At 30.6% G+C, this 18,229-nt stretch carries 17 protein-coding genes and 2 tRNA genes; 12 read left to right on the top strand and 7 right to left on the bottom strand.

The features are described 5' to 3' along the window. Nucleotides 1-9: 9 nt before the first annotated feature. Genes ACTF56_RS07355 through ACTF56_RS07345 form a run of 3 tightly spaced genes read left to right on the top strand, consistent with a single transcriptional unit; the run spans nucleotide 10 to nucleotide 1,888 of the window. A complete protein-coding gene (locus ACTF56_RS07355) occupies nucleotides 10-615 on the top strand; it encodes a LemA family protein (RefSeq protein ID WP_438966264.1) in 606 nt (201 codons plus the stop codon). A gap of 1 nt (nucleotide 616) precedes the next feature. Continuing rightward, the gene (locus ACTF56_RS07350; protein ID WP_438966263.1) at nucleotides 617-1,054 is read left to right on the top strand and encodes a TPM domain-containing protein; all 438 of its coding nucleotides are present in this window, start codon (nucleotides 617-619) and stop codon (nucleotides 1,052-1,054) included. 3 nt (nucleotides 1,055-1,057) lie between these two features. Then, a complete protein-coding gene (locus tag ACTF56_RS07345) occupies nucleotides 1,058-1,888 on the top strand; it encodes a TPM domain-containing protein (protein WP_438966262.1) in 831 nt (276 codons plus the stop codon). A gap of 85 nt (nucleotides 1,889-1,973) precedes the next feature. On the opposite strand, the gene ACTF56_RS07340 is transcribed toward ACTF56_RS07345, so the two are convergent. Together ACTF56_RS07340 and der are read right to left on the bottom strand one after the other, a co-directional pair. Continuing rightward, a complete protein-coding gene (locus tag ACTF56_RS07340; protein ID WP_438966261.1) occupies nucleotides 1,974-4,757 on the bottom strand; it encodes an outer membrane beta-barrel protein in 2,784 nt (927 codons plus the stop codon). A 128-nt stretch (nucleotides 4,758-4,885) separates the two neighbouring features. Next, complete coding sequence (gene der, locus ACTF56_RS07335) at nucleotides 4,886-6,196, bottom strand: ribosome biogenesis GTPase Der (RefSeq protein WP_438966260.1); 1,311 nt, start codon at nucleotides 6,194-6,196, stop codon at nucleotides 4,886-4,888. A gap of 252 nt (nucleotides 6,197-6,448) precedes the next feature. Here der and ACTF56_RS07330 point away from each other — a divergent pair, with 252 nt between their 5' ends. The 3 genes from ACTF56_RS07330 to ACTF56_RS07320 are packed head-to-tail and all read left to right on the top strand — an operon-like array spanning nucleotide 6,449 to nucleotide 8,089. Continuing rightward, nucleotides 6,449-6,946, top strand: a complete 498-nt coding sequence (locus ACTF56_RS07330; protein WP_438966259.1) for a hypothetical protein — start codon at nucleotides 6,449-6,451, stop codon at nucleotides 6,944-6,946. Nucleotides 6,947-6,948: 2 nt separating this feature from the next. Further along, complete coding sequence (locus ACTF56_RS07325; protein WP_438966258.1) at nucleotides 6,949-7,542, top strand: GNAT family N-acetyltransferase; 594 nt, start codon at nucleotides 6,949-6,951, stop codon at nucleotides 7,540-7,542. Between the two features lie 55 nt (nucleotides 7,543-7,597). After that, nucleotides 7,598-8,089 (top strand): hypothetical protein, encoded by a 492-nt coding sequence (locus ACTF56_RS07320; protein ID WP_438966257.1) that lies wholly within the window; start codon nucleotides 7,598-7,600, stop codon nucleotides 8,087-8,089. 37 nt (nucleotides 8,090-8,126) lie between these two features. Here ACTF56_RS07320 and era read toward each other — a convergent pair whose 3' ends face one another. Next, nucleotides 8,127-9,011 carry a GTPase Era gene (gene era / locus ACTF56_RS07315; protein ID WP_438966256.1) on the bottom strand — a complete coding sequence of 295 codons (885 nt, stop codon included), beginning with the start codon at nucleotides 9,009-9,011 and terminating at the stop codon, nucleotides 8,127-8,129. Between the two features lie 115 nt (nucleotides 9,012-9,126). Between era and ACTF56_RS07310 the strand changes: the two genes are divergently transcribed. The 5 genes from ACTF56_RS07310 to ACTF56_RS07290 all read left to right on the top strand — a co-directional run bounded on the left by ACTF56_RS07310 (nucleotide 9,127) and on the right by ACTF56_RS07290 (nucleotide 11,937). Beyond that, nucleotides 9,127-9,199, top strand: a tRNA-Met gene (locus ACTF56_RS07310). A gap of 33 nt (nucleotides 9,200-9,232) precedes the next feature. Further along, nucleotides 9,233-9,305, top strand: a tRNA-Met gene (locus ACTF56_RS07305). 282 nt (nucleotides 9,306-9,587) lie between these two features. Then, entirely contained in the window at nucleotides 9,588-10,040 is a 453-nt protein-coding gene (locus tag ACTF56_RS07300; RefSeq protein WP_438966255.1) for a KTSC domain-containing protein, read from the top strand. Between the two features lie 132 nt (nucleotides 10,041-10,172). Further along, on the top strand, nucleotides 10,173-10,652 hold the full coding sequence (locus tag ACTF56_RS07295; RefSeq protein ID WP_438966254.1) for a DUF1761 domain-containing protein: 480 nt from the start codon (nucleotides 10,173-10,175) through the stop codon (nucleotides 10,650-10,652). Between the two features lie 274 nt (nucleotides 10,653-10,926). After that, nucleotides 10,927-11,937: an 8-amino-7-oxononanoate synthase gene (locus tag ACTF56_RS07290; RefSeq protein ID WP_438966253.1), complete on the top strand. Its 1,011-nt coding sequence runs from the start codon at nucleotides 10,927-10,929 to the stop codon at nucleotides 11,935-11,937. A 299-nt stretch (nucleotides 11,938-12,236) separates the two neighbouring features. On the opposite strand, the gene ACTF56_RS07285 is transcribed toward ACTF56_RS07290, so the two are convergent. Continuing rightward, on the bottom strand, nucleotides 12,237-14,156 hold the full coding sequence (locus ACTF56_RS07285; protein ID WP_438966252.1) for an ABC-F family ATP-binding cassette domain-containing protein: 1,920 nt from the start codon (nucleotides 14,154-14,156) through the stop codon (nucleotides 12,237-12,239). Between the two features lie 67 nt (nucleotides 14,157-14,223). On the opposite strand from ACTF56_RS07285, the gene ACTF56_RS07280 reads away from it, so the two are divergent. Beyond that, a complete protein-coding gene (locus ACTF56_RS07280) occupies nucleotides 14,224-14,625 on the top strand; it encodes a DUF983 domain-containing protein (RefSeq protein WP_438966251.1) in 402 nt (133 codons plus the stop codon). Here the strand turns inward: ACTF56_RS07280 and ACTF56_RS07275 are convergent. The 3 genes from ACTF56_RS07275 to gldM form a co-directional block, all read right to left on the bottom strand. Beyond that, nucleotides 14,618-15,673, bottom strand: a complete 1,056-nt coding sequence (locus tag ACTF56_RS07275; protein WP_438966250.1) for an NAD(P)/FAD-dependent oxidoreductase — start codon at nucleotides 15,671-15,673, stop codon at nucleotides 14,618-14,620. The two genes, ACTF56_RS07280 and ACTF56_RS07275, sit on opposite strands and share 8 nt — an antisense overlap. A 67-nt stretch (nucleotides 15,674-15,740) precedes the next feature. Further along, nucleotides 15,741-16,649, bottom strand: coding sequence for a gliding motility protein GldN (gene gldN / locus ACTF56_RS07270; RefSeq protein ID WP_438966249.1), 909 nt, complete (start codon nucleotides 16,647-16,649; stop codon nucleotides 15,741-15,743). 43 nt (nucleotides 16,650-16,692) lie between these two features. Next, on the bottom strand, nucleotides 16,693-18,225 hold the full coding sequence (gene gldM / locus ACTF56_RS07265) for a gliding motility protein GldM (RefSeq protein WP_438966248.1): 1,533 nt from the start codon (nucleotides 18,223-18,225) through the stop codon (nucleotides 16,693-16,695). Nucleotides 18,226-18,229: the final 4 nt, after the last annotated feature.

Genomic DNA, 18,229 nt, shown 5'->3' with positions numbered 1-18,229 from the left:
TTAGAAATTATGAAAAAATGGTTAATTCCTGTAATTATTATAGCTGTAATTGGATTTGGTATTGTGTCATGGTATTTTGGTGTTAAAAATGGTGCAATTAAAGTTGATCAAGCAGTAAAAAAAGAATGGGGAAATGTAGAAACTTCTTACCAAAGAAGAAATGACTTAATTGGAAATTTGGTAAAAACTGTAAAAGGTGCTGCAGATTTTGAAAAATCTACTTTAGAAGCTGTAATAAATGCACGCTCAAAAGCTACATCAATTAATATAGACCCAACTAATATAACACCTGAACAATTGGCTCAATTTAATCAAGCACAAAGTGGATTAAGTAGTGCGTTGTCACGTTTATTAGTAACGGTAGAGAAATATCCAGATTTAAAGGCAAATCAAAATTTCTTAAAATTACAAGATGAACTATCAAGTACTGAAAATCAAATTTTAACAGCCCGAACTAGATTTAATGAATCAATTGAAAAATATAACAACTATGTTTTAAATGTTCCAAGAAAGTTCGTTTTATCAGAATACAAAGAAAAAGAGGCATTCAAAGCCGTAGAAGGTGCTGAAAAACCAGTTGATTTTGATTTTGATTTTGAAAACAAACCACAATAAAATGTCAAAAACCGAAGATTTTTTAACTTCAAAACAAGAAGCAAAAATTGTTGAAGCTATTAGAATTGCTGAAGAAAATACTTCGGGAGAAATTCGTGTACACATTGAAGAAAAATCAGAAAAACCTCCTTTCGAAAGAGCAAAGGAGGTTTTTAATTCTTTAGAAATGTATAAAACTGAAGCCCGAAATGGTGTTTTGTTTTACATCAATGTTTCTGGAAATCAGTTTGCTATTTTAGGAGATGAAGGCATTGACCAAGTAGTTCCAACAGATTTTTGGGAAAGTACGAAAGAAATAGTTTTAAAACATTTCAAAGAAAAAAAATATAAAAAAGGATTAACAAAAGGGATTAAAGAAGCAGGAAAACAATTGAAAAAATACTTTCCATATCAAGTGGATGACAGTAATGAATTGCCTAACGAAATTTCAAAAGGATAAATAATGAAAATTTTAAAAAATAAAATTCCAAATTCCAACCTTTTGAAAACTGTATTTATACTTTTTTTACTTAGTTACAGTTCACTTGTTGCTCAATATATAATTCCAGAAATTCCCAAATTTCAAACTTCTGTTTATGATTATGCAGATGTTTTGAATTCCAAAGAAGAAAAAACATTAGAAGATAAGTTAGTCCATTTTTCCGACTCAACAACTACACAAATAGTAGTTATAACAATAGAAAGTCTAAATGGAGAAGACATCGGAATTCTTACTCCAAGATGGGGTCAAGAATGGGGAATTGGAGGAACAAAACAAAATGACAATGGAGTAATAATATTATTAGCTAAAGAAGAAAGAAAAATATGGATTTCTCCGGGCTATGGCTTAGAACAATATTTAACTGCAGGAATAAACGGTGAAATTACTAGAAATATAATAATACCAGAATTTAAAGCTGGTAGTTATTACAATGGATTAAACGCAGGAACATCTGCAATTTTTGATGTTATTAAAGGAACATACAAAGGAACAAGAATTCAAAACAAAAATGATAATCCGTTCCCTTTTATAGCCTTTTTTATAATTTTAATAGTCATTTTAATTCTAATTTCTAAAAAAAGAAACAATGGCAATGATAACAATGGAACAGGAAAATTTGGCGGTCCCGATTTATTAGATATGATTATTCTAAGTAGAATGGGTCGTGGTGGCGGAAGCTTTGGAGGTGGATTTGGTGGCGGTTCTTCTGGTGGTGGATTTGGCGGTGGCGGATTCGGTGGTGGATTTGGCGGCGGAGGTTTTTCAGGAGGAGGAGCTGGTGGAAGCTGGTAATTTGAAGTTAGAATTTAGAACGTAAACATATAAAAACTCGTTTCAAATTAATGAAACGAGTTTTTGTTTTGTATGAAAGAGCTAACTAATCTTCAAAATAAAAGTCGCTATCGCTTTTCTTTTTTCCTCCAAACTTTTCTAATTTATAAGTCAATGAAAACATAACATATTGTTGCAAAACAGTGTTTTCTACATCTGAAATTGCTGTTGGTGATATCGTTCTCGTTGCATTAACATTTTGGTTTAATAAATCATAAATTTTTACTTTAGCCAATAAATTATCACCCATAAAATTATATCCTAAACTTACATTCCATAAATAAAAATCTTTTTGAAATCCATCAGCAATGTTGGAATTATAGTTGTATCCAAAATCATTACCTAAAACAAATTTCTTAGGCCAATAAGAAGTGGTTTCAATTTTAAAACTATGGGTATAGTTATTTGATTTGTCAATAATATAATTTTTAAAGTTATTTTGTCTGTAAGAATATCTATAAGAAGGTGAAATTGTGACTAAATCATCAATCATATATGAAAAATTAACTCTTGGGTTTAAGCTAATTCCAGTAGATTCATACAATTGAGCATTTGTCAATCCTTGATTGAAATCGTAATTTAAGCCTAGTCCAAAACCATACTTAATCGTTCTTTTTTCTTTTTTAAACGATTTATTAACATTAAAACCTGTGTAAAAATTTGCTCCTTTATCTACATTTTCATAAGTAGTAACTGCTTTAAAATCCTGATCATAAACCGTAGAACTCACCACTTGATTGGTTTTGAAATCTCCACCAAAATAAGCATATAAACCTGAACGAGTGGCATAATCATAATTATTGAAATTGAAATACATGGAATAATTTTCAATTGGTTTTAGATTTGGATTTCCAATAATGGTATTCAATGGATTGGCTAAATTTTGAAAAGGTAACAATTGTTGAGCACTTGGCAAACTGGCCTCATAAGAGAAAAAAGAATAAAACGATTTTGATTTCGTTAAGTTGTAACTCACATAACCTCTTGCTTTTGGATAAACGTAATCGTTTTTTAGTGTTGTTAGTGTACTTAAATAATTAGATTGGTTATCGTAATTTAACAAATCAACACCTAATGAAAATCCTGTTCTGAACTTTTTTCTTCTGATATTTAAACCAACAGTAGAACTTAATGAATTGGTTTTTGAATCAATTGTATTGGATAGTAATCCATTGAAAACATCAAAAGCATCTGTTCCATTAAAATCAAATGTTTCGGTAGAATTTCTTTGCCTTTTAGTTTGATAAATGGTTCTAAATGATAGCGATAAGGAATCTGAAATAGGTTCCGAATAACTAAAATTGAAATTATAATCGTCTGTAGTATTTTCATCCAATTGATTTTGATTTCTACTATCATTGGCATTTCCTGATTGATAAAAAATGGTGTTATTGATGGTTTTCGTATCCGATTTATTTGAATCATTATTCGTATCAAATGAAAAATTAATATTTCTACCTTTCTTTAAAAATCGCTTACTGAAATAAAAATTATTGGCAAAATTGGTCGATTCTGAATCTGTAAAATTGTCTGTAAAATTTTCATTTTGCAAACTGTTGGCTTCATTAAATGTTGCCGAATTTCGTGTAAAAGAATTTTTAGAATTCCCTTTATTGAATGAAGGCGTATAATAAATGGTTGACAATGAATCTAACTTTATTTCAAAATCAAAAGAAATGTTATGTCCATTTACATCGTTTTTTGATACTGATTCCGAATTGGTTTGAGTGGTTCCCGTTGGCAATAAATTGGTTCTGTTAGTTCTGTTGTTATTGTTGGTTGTTGCATTATTGAAATAATAACTTCCATTAGTATCAACTTTTTTATTGAGCAATTCATCAGCATAGTTTATTCCGATCATGTTGGATTGGGTAATTCCGTTTCCACCTCCAAATTGCCTTCCGTTAATAGCAAAACTACCATCATCATTAGTCCAAATAGTGTTGTTTCTTCCACCACCCATGTTATCAAATATTTCATCCATAGAAAATCCGACCGAATTAATGTTGTTAGACGAACCTAAAATACTGATTTTTTGAACATCCTTAAAATAGTTGAACAACAAACTCGATTCATATCGGTCATCTGAACCTTTACCAGCCATTGCTTTTCCAAACAAACCTTTATTTTTATCTTCTTGAATGGTAAGATTTATGGTACTTTCATTAGAACTTGAAGCATCACCAGATAATTCTTCAGACTTAGTTTTGGTATCCGTGATTTGAACTTTATCAATCATATCAGCAGGTAAATTTTGAGTGGCAATTTTACCATCTTTTCCAAAAAAAGGTTTTCCGTTTACTAATATATTATTGACTTCTTTGCCGTTTACTGTTATTTTTCCAGCTTCATCAATTTCAACACCAGGTAATTGCTTCAAAAGTGCTTCTACATTAGCATCTTGATTGACTTTGAAAGACCCAGCATTGAACTCTAAAGTATCTTTTTTAATTCGGATTGGAGGAATTTCACCTTTTAACACAATCTCATCCAATTGATTGGCATTTTCGACCAATTCAATCGTACCCAAATTATTTTCTTGTAAAATATTGTCTAAAGTTTTTGTGAAGTTTTTATAACCATTATAAGAAATTTTAAAATTAATTGGATTGTCCGTTTTTTTGGCAATTAAAGTAAAATTTCCATTTTTATCAGAAATGGTATAGTCTACAATGGTTGAATCCTTTACTGTGGTTAAATAAATGGTTGCAGATTCTAAAGGTGCTTGTGTTGATTTTTCTAAAACTTTACCGCTAATTTTAAAAGTATTTTGACTAAAAACACAAAAAGCGGAAAGCATAAAAACTGTGAGAATAATTTTTTTAAGCATACTAAGTTTGATTGATGTTGATGAATATTATAACAGACAAATAAAAAAAATATTGTTTAATGATAAAAATTCTTACAATTAATTTAACAACACTTAATAAAAAAAGCACCCAAATGGATGCTTAAATCTTATTTTTGTCTGAAGTAAATTTCTATGGGAACTCCCTGAAAATTAAACTCATCTCTTAATTTATTTTCAATAAATCGTTTGTAAGGATCTTTTACATATTGTGGCAAATTACAAAAGAACACAAACTGAGGTGTTGGTGTAGGCAATTGCATGCAATATTTAATTTTTACGTATTTTCCTTTTAATGCTGGTGGCGGATTATGTTCAATAATCGGCAACATGGTATCATTAAATTTAGAAGTTTGAATTCTGTGTTTTCTGTTTTCAAAAACTTCAACTGCAACTTCTAAAGCTTTAATTAAACGTTGTTTGTTTAATGCCGAAACAAAAAGAATAGGCACATCGGTAAAAGGTTGCAATTCTTCACGAATTTTTCTTTCATAATCTCTTGCAGACATCGTATCTTTTTCAACCAAATCCCATTTATTAACTAAGATTACAATTCCTTTTCTGTTTTTTTCAGCCAACCAAAATATACTTTGATCTTGCCCTTCAAAACCACGAGTAGCATCAATCATTAAGATACAAACATCACTGTTTTCAATAGCTCTAACGGAACGCATTACCGAATAAAACTCTAAATCTTCTTTCACTTTTGCTTTTCGTCTAATTCCGGCTGTATCCACCAAATTAAATTCAAAACCAAAACGATTGTATTTAGTATCAATAGCATCACGGGTCGTTCCTGCAATATCCGTTACCACAAATCGATCTTCACCAATTAAAGCATTAATAAACGATGATTTTCCTGCATTAGGTCTTCCCACTACACAAAAACGTGGCAAGGGGTTTTCATCTTCAGTAACTTCTGGCATTTCTGGTAAAACCGTTACCAATTCATCCAACAATTCACCTGTTCCACTTCCAGTCATTCCAGAAATAGCAAAATATTCACCTAAACCTAAATTATAAAATTCTAAAGCATCATTAGTACGCATGGCATTATCTACCTTATTGACAACTAAAAGCACTGGTTTTGTTACTTTTCTTAACAATTTTGCCACTTCATCATCCATTGGCGTTATGCCTTCTTCCACATCAACCACAAAAATAATCGCATCAGCTTCGTCTATAGCTAATTCGACTTGTTTTCTAATTTCTGCCTCAAAAATATCATCTGAACCTTTAATATATCCACCAGTATCAATCACAGAAAACTCTTTTCCATTCCATTCACTTTTCCCGTAGTTTCTATCACGAGTCACACCACTAACGGAATCTACAATCGCTTCTCTACGCTGAATTAAACGATTAAAAAAAGTCGATTTCCCTACATTTGGTCTACCTACAATGGCAACAATATTGTTCATAACATTTATTTGAAAGTGCAAAAGTACACTTTTTTGAAGCTTAAACCTGCTATCCATTGCAAGTTTTTTTCGTTTTCATTTATTTTGTAGGCTTCAAAAAGAGCTTCTTAGGTCGCTTTTTTAAAACCACAAAATTAAAATGCCTCCAAAAAAAAGCTTTTCATTACTATCAGGGCTAACAAATACTATAACACATAACTTTACGTTTCCAAAATAAATTGTAATTTAGTGTTCGCAAACCAAAATCCATTCATGGAACCAGAAAAAGAACTAAAATTAAGATTTCGATTCGATAAAGTAGTGTCAAAACCCGTTGATGCTATTCAAAAAAGTTGTGAAAAATTAAAAAGCAGCGTGGAACCGGATTATCGTATTAAAATTACCGAATTATACATCCGTTTTTCTATTGGAATGCTTCAACGTGAAAAATATTCACCGAATCTAAAAATAACCTTAGAAAAAATGGAAGATGGAAACACCTATATTAAAGGAATTTATGGTCCAGATCCTGTGTTATGGTTTTTCTTTATGTTTTTGCATGGTGTTGTGGCTTTAGTTTTTTTAATTTTTACAGCTGTTGTTTACTCCAAATGGTCTCTAGGCCAACCTTTTAAATTTGATTTAATGGTGATGTTAACCATGACAATTATTTGGTTTTTACTTTATTTTATTGCCCGATTAAATCGCAGCAAAGGAATTTCGCAAATGAAAGAATTAGAAGAATTATTTAACAAAGTCATTGAAGATTAAATATGAATTTCGACTTTAGCAAACAATACATTCTTGAAAATGAAAGGGTTTTATTAAGACCTTTAGAAATTATAGATTTCAATAATTTAGTTTCATTTTCTGTAAACGAACCCGAATTATGGGAATATTCTTTGCAAAAAGGTTCAGGAAAAGAAGGTTTGAAAAATTATATAGAAACTGCCATTGAGAACAGAACTAAAAGCAATTCCTATCCATTTATTGTTTTTGACAAAAACACCAATGCATTTGCTGGTAGTACACGTTTTTATGACATGCAACTTGCCAACAAAACAGTACAATTAGGTTTTACTTGGTATGGAAAATCTTTTCAAGGAACGGGTTTAAATAAAAACTGTAAATATTTATTACTAGAATTTGCTTTTGAAAAAATGAATATGGAACGAGTGGAATTTAGAGCCGATTTTGAAAACAAAAAGAGCATCGCGGCCATGAAAAGTATAGGTTGTAAAGAAGAAGGAGTTTTAAGAAAAAATTTCATTAAACCCAATGGAGAAAGACGTGATAGTATTGTTTTGAGCATCTTAAAACAAGAATGGATCGATGAAGTTAAAGAAAATCTTTTAAAGCGATTGTAATTTACTTTTTTTATGTAATTTAGTTCAACAGTTGTTAAATCTAAATTTCAAAACAATGGAAAACACAATAGTATTAAGACCTAGATTTAGTCAAGACGTATCAAAATCTATGGAAGAAATTTTAAAAAATGCTTCCAAACTTAAAAATGAGGTTAAAGAAAATTATCGCATTAAAATCTCAGACCATCATATTTTTTTTTTCATTACTCTGACAAAACGAAAATACTATTCGCCTCATTTGCACGTAGAATTGACAGAAAATGAGGATAAAACGACAAACATAAAAGGGTTATTTGGACCGGATCAAACCGTTTGGACCTTTTTTATTTTTTTGCATTTTATTATTGCTGGTATATTTCTCTTATTTTCTATGATAGCCTATTCGCACTGGAGATTAAAACAATCAACAACTTTAGATTTTATAATTATGGGGTTGATGGTTATTTTTTGGTTTGGTTTATATTTTCAGGCAAGAATCAATCGAAAAAAATGTCAACCGCAAATGCATGAACTTAACAAATTAATAAGTAGAATTGTTGAATTGTAAAAAAAAACCGCTAATTAAAACCAGCGGCAATTATATTTTATTTCTGATTGTAACCAAAGCGTCTCAATTGGTATTCGCTACTTCTCCAATCTTTATTGACTTTTACATACAATTCAATGTGAATTTGTTTTCCAAAGAATTTTTCTAAATCGGCACGAGATTGCATACCTACTTTTTTCAATGCACCACCTTTATGTCCAATAATAATTCCTTTTTGTGTATCTCGTTCCACCATAATTACAGAACGTATTCGGATGATTTTATCATCTTCAATAAACTCTTCTGTTTCAATTTCTACAGCGTAAGGAATTTCTTTATCGTAATTTAAAAGAATTTTTTCGCGAATGGTTTCGTTTACAAAGAAACGTTCAGGCTTATCAGTTAAAGCGTCTTTTGGATAATAAGCTGGAGAAACTGGCAATAATTCTTTTATGGTTGTAAAAACGGTTTCTACATTAAAGTTTTCTAAAGCAGAAATTGGAATTACAGTTGCGTTGGGTACTTTTACTTTCCAAAAATCAACTTGTTCTTCTAATTGCTCTTGATTGGATTTATCAATTTTATTCAACAACAATAAAACTGGAATTTTAGAATAGATAATTTTATTGAAAAAAGCTTCATCTTTCAGCTCCTTCTCTCCTATTTCTACCATATAAATCAATACATCGGCGTCTTCAAAAGCACTTTTTACAAAATTCATCATGGAACTTTGCAATTCATAAGCAGGTTTTATAATCCCTGGTGTATCTGAAAAAATAATTTGAAAATCATCTCCATTAACAATTCCTAAAATACGGTGACGTGTTGTTTGTGCTTTACTTGTGATAATGGATAAACGTTCACCAACCAATGCGTTCATTAGCGTTGACTTACCTACATTTGGATTGCCAATTATATTTACAAAGCCTGCTTTGTGTTCCATGTTCATTAATTTCTTTTTGCAAAGGTAATCATATCGATCGAATAGGAGAAATAAAACATTATTTAAAAAAAGGTTTGTTTATTCAAATAATCATTGTACTTTTGCACTCACAAATCGCGGGATAGAGCAGTAGGCAGCTCGTCGGGCTCATAACCCGAAGGTCACAGGTTCGAGTCCTGTTCCCGCTACTAAGTTAATTTATTGAATTACAAACCGTACATCGCGGGATAGAGCAGTAGGCAGCTCGTCGGGCTCATAACCCGAAGGTCACAGGTTCGAGTCCTGTTCCCGCTACTAAGAAACCATTCAGAAATGAATGGTTTTTTTTTGTAAAAAATATAAGTTCCATTTAATTTTTGACAAACATTAATTAAAAACCTATCGTTCTTTTTAATGCGTTAAGGATAGCAGTGGAAATCCTTTTATTTTTTTGTAAAAATGTAAGATTGGAACGTATAGCCTGACCCCAAATTTTTCTTTGGGGTAACGCCCAAATTATTTTAACATTAGGATTTTCTTGTAAATGAGCTGAAATTCAATATAAAACACTACTTTTGCCGCTTAAATTTTTGAAACATGAATACAAAAAAGATTGCTGAATACAGAAAATTATTAAATGTAGATAAAAATGTAACTTTAAAAGAGTTAAAAACTATTTACAGAAACAGCATGAAAGAAGATCATCCTGACACTATTGCTGATGCTGCTGAGCGTTTAATAGCTGAAGAAAGAAGTAAAAACGTTATTGAAGCTTATCATTTTTTAGTAAGTATTGCTCCTGAAACTCAAGAAAAAGTTAAAGAAGCTTATGAAGCAACTATTAAAAATTACAACATTCAAGATTTTTATATGGACAATACGGTTTTATATATTAATTTTTTAGATGGTTCTCAATTTGAATATTTTGGTGTTCCTAGAAACATTTATATAAAAATGGTAAATGCAGAATCTCCTAGTCGTTTTGCTAGAAGACATATTTACACCTCTTACTTATACAGAAGTTCAAGCAAATTAACAGCTGCTGAATAAATATATTTTTATAAGATTCCAATAACCATTTACTTAATTTGTAGATGGTTTTTTTATGGAATTTATTTAACAAGTGTTTAAGTGTTTCTTTTTTATCTATATTTGACTTATTAACCAATAACTATTTTAACTATGGAAATTAATTTTTTAGCTATTATTGTAGCGTCTTTTAGTACTTTACTGGTAGGTTTTGTTTGGTATGGACCTCTTTTTGGGAAAATTTGGATGAAAGAAAACGGTTTTGTTGAAGAAGAATTGAAACAAGGAAACATGTTGAAAATTTTTGGACTAACCCTTCTGTTTTCATTTTTTATTGCGTTTATGATGCAGTTTATGGTGATTCATGAATTTGGAGCATTTGGAATGATTAACGGTGCAGAGGAAAGCGCACTACCCTCATACAAAGCTTTTATGGATGATTATGCAGGAAAGTTTAGAACTTTTAGTCACGGTGCTTTACATGGTACCATGATGGGACTTTTATTTGTTTTCCCTTTGATAGGAATTAATGGTTTATTTGAAAGAAAATCATGGAAGTATATTCTGATTCATTCTGGCTATTGGATAATTTGTTTAGCTATAATTGGAGCTATTGTTTGCGGTTGGAAATGATAAAAAGTTGTCTTAAAATTAATTTGTTAATCCAACGAAACTGAATATTAAGACAACTTTACTTTTTATATCGACCATTAGCTATTAAATTAAACATAAAAACATTTCTTTGTTTTAAGTTTTATTTATATTTGAAAAAAAGAAAATCATTAAACCATTTAAAATATACAATTCCGCAAAAGAACTTCCTATAGAATGGGATGTTATTGCTCGAGAAAACATATTCTTATCCTCTAAATATTTAAAAGTTTTAGAACTTTCTGCACCAAAAAACATGCAGTGTCATTACATCGGAATATTTACTGATAATGAATTAGTTGGTATTGCATTAACTCAATTTTTGAATTTAAATTTATTAAATTCCTTTGGAGAAAGAGATCATTCTGTTAAAACTTCTGTTAGGAATTTTGTATTTAAAAATTACTGTTCCCACGTTTTATTTATTGGAAACAACATGCTTACTGGTCAAAACGCGTTTGTGTATTCTAACAAGATTGGTTTTACAGAAACACTTAATACTTTAATGAGTGCTGTAGAAGAACTAAAAGCACAATTTAAACAAAGAAATCAAAAAATTCATTTAACTGTTTACAAAGATTTTGACAAAAACACAAGCAATTACATAAGCAACTCACTTAAAGATTTTTATAAATTTACAACACAACCCAATATGCTGTTTAAAATTCCAAAAGAATGGAAAACAGAACTAGATTATGTCAATGCTTTAAATAAAAAATACAGAGACCAATACAAAAGAGCAAGAAAAAAAATAATTGGTATTGAGAAAAAAAAACTGTCTTGTGAAGAAATAAAGCATCATGAAAAAACCATCCACGAATTGTATCATCATGTGGCCAAAAATGCTCCTTTCAATACTTTCTTTTTGACTGAAAATCACTTTTGCGAATTTAAAAAAATTATAGGTGATGATTTTTTATTTTACGGTTACTTTTTGAATGATAAAATGATAGGATTCAATACCTTGGTTAAAAACAGCAAAGCCATGGATACCTATTTTTTAGGCTATGACGACACCATTCAGAGAGAAAAAATGCTGTATTTAAACATGTTGTACGACATGATTGGATATTCTATTAAAAAAGAATTCAATGAAATTGTTTTTGCCAGAACAGCACTTGAAATTAAAAGTTCCGTTGGAGCAAAACCCGAAAAAATGTTTGGTTTTATTAAACATTCCAATTGGTTTATTGATTTTTTTATTGGCAAAATATTTTGTTATTTGGAACCTGAAACTCTGTGGAAAGAACGGAATCCGTTTAAGTAAAAAACAATACTTTTATTGAATGTGATTTAGATTAAGGTCTAGAATGTAAAAGGAAACTCTATTTTTTATTTTACAACAAATGCCCTAGCCCAGATAGGAATGAAAAGCAAAACAGATAAAAATGACAATTTTGTATAAAAAAAAGAGCGACTAAAAGAAGCTCCTTTATTTTATGAACAAAATGTTGTTTTTAACTGTTTTCTTGTAATGGATAGCTGGATAAGCTTCTTAAAAAAGTGTTCAGTGTACAGTTTTTAGTATTCAGTCGCGGTTTATGTACAGAAACTTTTACTCTTTTTTTAAGAAAGTGCGTCAATTTCTTCTTGAACTATTTCCCAATCCTCCAGTAATTTATCGAGTTCTTTCTTTTTCTTTTCATAAGCCATGAAAAAAGCAGCATTTTCAATCAATTTATCGTAGTTAGAGGCCAATTCTTTATCGTCTTTTTGAATATTGATTTCTAAATCTTTAATTTGGCTTTCAATTTTACTCAGACGATTTTGAAGGGACTTGTTCTTTTTTTGATCTTCGTAGGATATTTTTGCAGATTTAGGTTGATTCACATCAGTTTTAGGATTAGAAATGTCTTTTTTCTCAACTTCACGCATGTTTTCCATGTTGCGTTGTTCTAAAAAGAAATTAATATCTCCTAAATATTCTTTTATTTTTTGATCTTTAAATTCGTATACAATATTAGACATACCTTGTAAAAAATCCCTGTCGTGAGAAACCAAAAGTAACGTTCCTTCAAATTTTTGCAACGCTGCTTTTAAAACGTTTTTAGATTTGATATCCAAGTGGTTGGTTGGCTCATCCATAACCAAAACATTGATTGGCTGCAATAACAACTTACACAATGCCAAACGATTACGTTCACCACCAGAAAGCACTTTTACTTTCTTTTCTACATCATCACCACCAAATAAAAAGGAACCCAACATATCTCTAACCTTTGAACGATTGGTATCTGTTGCAGCATCTTCCATGGTTCTTAAAAGGGTAATTTCTCCATCTAAATATTCCGCTTGGTTTTGTGCAAAATAACCCAATTGTACATTATGACCTAACTTAATTGTTCCGTCATATTTGAATTCATTTACAATTGCTTTTATGAAAGTTGATTTTCCTTGTCCATTTTGACCCACGAAAGCAATTTTACTTCCTCGTTCTACTAACAATGAAATATCCTTTAAAATCGTTTTATTACCGTAAGCTTTGGTAACATTTTCGGCTTCAATCACAACTCTACCAGGAACTTGAGAAACAGGAAAAGAAATATTCATAACAGAATTATCATCTTCATCCACTTCAATACGCTCGACTTTATCTAATTTTTTGATTAGCGACTGAGCCATAGATGCTTTAGAAGCTTTTGCCCTAAATTTTTCAATTAACTTTTCAGTTTCTTCAATCTTTTTGGCTTGATTTTTTTGAGTTGCCAATTGCTTTTCGCGAATTTCATGACGTAATTCAAGATATTGCGAATAAGGTTTATTAAAATCGTATGCTTTACCTAATGAGATTTCGATGGTTCTATTGGTAACATTATCCAAAAACATTTTATCATGCGAAACGATAACTACAACTCCAGCAAAATTTCTTAAGAAACCTTCTAACCAAATGATACTTTCTATATCTAAGTGATTGGTTGGCTCATCCAACAATAAAATATCATTAGTTTGAAGCAATAGTTTCGCTAATTCAATTCGCATTCTCCAACCACCAGAAAAAGTAGAAGTTAGATTATTAAAATCTTCACGTTTAAAACCTAAACCTAAAAGAATTTTCTCGGTATTTCCAACATAATTATAACCTCCTAAAATTTCGTAATGATGAGTTAAATCACTCAATTCTTCAATTAACTCGGAGTAAACTTGACTTTCATAATCGGTTCTTGTAGCCAATTGATGATTGATTTCATCTATACGAAATTCTGTTTTTTTTATGTCTTCAAAAGCTTGATAAGCCTCTTCTAAAACGGTTCTTCCTTCTTCAAAATCTATATCTTGGCGAAGAAAGCCCATTTTCACTTCTTTCTCAGTTGCAATAACTCCAGAATCTGGTTTAAAATCACCCGCTAAAATTTTTAACATGGTTGATTTTCCTGCTCCATTTTTTCCGACAAGTCCTACTCTATCACCTGCACCTAATCTAAAAGTGACTTCTTCAAATAAAAATGTTCCACCAAAGGAAACCGATAAATTGTGTATGTTTAGCATTATATTTTGTTACAATTGTTACAAAGATAAACTGTTGATAGTGTATCTTTGACTAAAATTTTTGCAAATGTTAAAAAAAGGATCCAAATTAAATAGTATTTTAACAGGAAGTTGTCCAAAATGTCAGGAAGAAAGCATGTATTTAGAAAATAACCCCTACAAAATCAGCTCAATATATAAAATGCATGAAAATTGCAGTCACTGTGGATTGAAATACAGCATCGAACCTTCCTTTTTTTATGGAGCAATGTATGTAAGCTATGGTTTAGGTGTTGCTTTTGCAATAGCGGCTTATGTGATTTCTTATGTTATTTTAGAAACCACTGTGAAAACAGCATTTATTTCAATTATTGTTACGCTAATAGTATTATTGCCAGTAATGATGCGTTATTCAAGAAATATTTGGATAAATATGTTTGTATCTTTTGAAAAAAATTGGAAAGATAAATTGAAAAAAGAAACTAAATAAGGTTTCTTTTTTTGTATACTCTTTTAACATCTATTTCTGAATCTAAAGGAATACCCAAATCGATGGAATTGTAAAGCTGCTTGGCTAAAAAAGGACCTAGCATCACACCTCTTGTACCTAATCCGTTTAAAACGTGTACATTATTATGTTTATAGTGCGTTCCAACTAAAGGTCTTCTGTCTTTGATTGTGGGTCTTATACCTGCCAAATGAGATACAATTTCAAAATCACATAGTATTAAATCTTTAAGGCTCGATAATAACTCTTGTTTAGCTTCTTGTGTAGGTGTATTGGTTTTATCTGACCAATTGTAAGTTGCTCCTACTTTGTATAAATCGTTACCTACTGGGAAAATAAAAATACTTGATTTTACAATCACTTCAAGTTTTAAATTAGGAGCTTTAATCAACAATAATTCGCCTTTAGTTCCATCAATGGGTAAATCTTGAAAAAAAGGGTTAGAAGTCAAATTATACCCTTCCGCAAAGACAATGTGTTTGGCTTTGATTAACCCATATTGAACATAATCCTCAAAGACTTCTAAATTATCATAATCGAACTTTTCGTTTGAAATACAATTTATCTCATTAAGAAAATCTGCATAAGATTTTAAAAGAAGTTTAATGTCTAAATATCCAGTATTATTGACTAATCCATAATTAAGGGGTGCCTCAATATAACCAAGTTGACTTTTAACCAATTCGGATGATAAAAAGGAACTCAAATTCGGTTTATCAGCAGCTTGGAACCAATTGTTCTGTTCTTCAATAGAAGCAAATTTTCTATATAAAGGAATAGTGTAATCTAATTTTACATTAAATCTGTCCTCTAAAGATTTGTAAAACGGGATCGCCAATTCCAATTGTTCTTTAGCTTTCCACACTTCACTGAATCGTTTCAAAACTACAGGATTATACAAACCTGCAGCAACTTTAGAAGAAAAAGTGAGTTCAGCATCAAATACGTGTATTTTTTTCTGATTTTGAAGAGCAATTTCTGCAAAACAAACACCAGCTAGACCATTTCCGACAATTATAAAATCAATCATGGTGTAAAAGTAAAAAACTCTTATCAAAATGATAAGAGTTTTTATATATTTTAAGAATAAAGTTTAATTAGTAACTCCACATATCTTGTTCGAAATCTCTAATTTTTGTTTTAACTCTTTCTGATTCTAATAACTGCATTTGAGAATTCTCTTTCATATACTCTTTAATTTGTCTGTCACCCATCACATTTTCTTCTTGATAGATAACTGCACTAAATCTACGAGCATTTAAAAGATGATCAAAAGATATAGGTGAAGCAGAATTTCTTTCGTTGAAAGCTGTATGCTCATGAAGCACTTCTCTAGCAGATGGGAAAAACACCCAAAATAAATCAACATATTCTTTTTCTTCAGCGTTCATTGTATAAACATCAGGAATAATTGGACAAATTCCTAGAAGACGGTATTTTAATTCTCCTTGTCTTTTATCAAAAAACCAATATCCAACAGTTTTATAACCATCAACATCGATAGCTTTTAATTCAGTAACATTTATAAATTGTTCATCAATCTTCTTCGCACCAGACATGTATGCATCATAATCCTCATTAATTTGATCTTTACCTCCATCAGTAGTGTCTACTAAAACAAGTACTTTTTCAATTTCTTCTAAAGATTTTTTATTAATAAAATAACTTGAATCATAAACTTCAGTAATTTTACCTTCTCTGATACCTTCTACCAATACTGTATATAATGATTTTCTGTTTTCACCCATGTTTTCATCAATAGGGTAATACATAGGAAAGTTCACTCTTTCATCAAGATCAATAACCTCCCAAACTTTTTTTCCAAAAAGTACATCTCTATCATCTACATAACCGTAAGGTAAAGGTTTATCATTGTCAGAATTCATCTGAGCTTCAGATTTTTTACCAATTTGATCTGGTGTCTTTGCGTTTAATAAATTAGATTGCGCTGAAACATTCAAAGCTCCTAAAAATAAAAACGTTAAAATTAAACTTTTGTAATTCATTATATAAAATATTAGTTTTTAGTAAAACTCGAAAAAATGCTTTTTATTGTACTTCAAAAGTACAAGCTGAAACTGTTTTTGGTACTTGATTGATACCAGTGAAATTAGCTTTAATGTTATTTATAACAACAACATCTCCTCTTTTAGCTAATTTTATTTTAGATCTAGCATTAGAATCCATTCTATTTCCATTAACAACTACTGTTGGTTGACCTGGTACTTTTATAGTAAATTGAGTAACATTTACAGACACCGGAAAATCAAAATCTTCAAGAGCAGCCGTAATTTGACAAGACTCTAAGTTTGAAGCTGAACCTTTTGCATCAACTTCTCCTCTAATTTTACCCGTTGGACTAGGTAATCCTTTAATTCTGAATGGTTTTTTATCAGTTGCAGTAGTACCATCAGGTAATTTTCCTGTAGCAGTAACTACAACTTCAGTTCCAGAACCTGGTCTTAATATGTATTTACCGTTACCACCTGTCATTCCTGGCGCACTAGCAAATACATTATTAGTTGAAATACCCGCAAAAGAAACTGAAATAGGGTTATCAACACCTCTGTAAACCACATTCATTTTATCAGCAGAAATAGTTGCAGAATTTGGACGAGGAACTACAACATATGTACCGTCAAATTTTAATGGAATAGTTTTACCATCTTCCACAAAAGTAAACTGACCACCAATTTTTTGTTCTCCTACACCACCAGCAGTTAAATTTATTTTTGCTTGTCCTGTTGCTGGGTCTAAAACAGCTCCAGTTACACTTTGAGGTTTTGTGTTTTCGTCATAACGACCTAAAACAACTTTACCTGTAACTTTTTCTCCTTGGAAATATGCATTTTTATCTAAAACAACAATAGCTTGATAATTACTGTAAGATGCCGTTTCAACAGCAGCTTTACCTAAAGCAACACTAATCACATCAGATTCTAATTTTTTAGCGTCATTTTGCCATGCAGTTAGTTTAGCTAAAGAAGCAATTGCTGGGAAGCCTTTAAAATGATAATTTAAATATTTATCTTTTAAACCCTCTTTATTAGCTACATCAGACAAATCAAATTTTCCTAAAATTTCTTTTAAAACAGGAGCGTATTTTTTCTCGTCTCCTAATGCAGCTTTAACTTCTGACTTAAAAGTTTCAATTGCAGTAATAACTTCTTGACCTCTTTTTGTATAACCTTCACCTTGAAACCAACTGTTGTCTAAATTATCAGCTTTATCCATAGATTCATATGGTAATTTACCATCTTCAGGCTCAACACCAGTTAGAACTTCAGCTTTAAGAGTTGCCACAAAATCATAGAATTTTTTTGTAGCAGCTTCAACTTTATGAGCTGTAGCAGCAGCAGCTCCAAACTCTCCACCTTTAGCTTCAGTAGCTTTAAGATCTAAAGCCAACATCATTTGTTCATTATTAGAAATAGAAGATTGATTAGCTGCTTCGAATTTTTCATTCATTAATCCGAACGCAGATAAAACTTCTTTTGACATATTCATTGCCAACATTGCGATGAAAACCAAATACATTAGGTTAATCATCTTTTGTCTAGGGGTTAATTTTCCTCCTGCCATTTTA

The sequence above is a fragment of the Flavobacterium sp. genome, assembly GCF_965657075.1.
In the GTDB taxonomy this organism is placed as follows: domain Bacteria; phylum Bacteroidota; class Bacteroidia; order Flavobacteriales; family Flavobacteriaceae; genus Flavobacterium.
The sequence above is the reverse complement of the archived record's forward strand: the minus strand, read 5'-3'. Positions and strand labels throughout refer to the sequence as shown.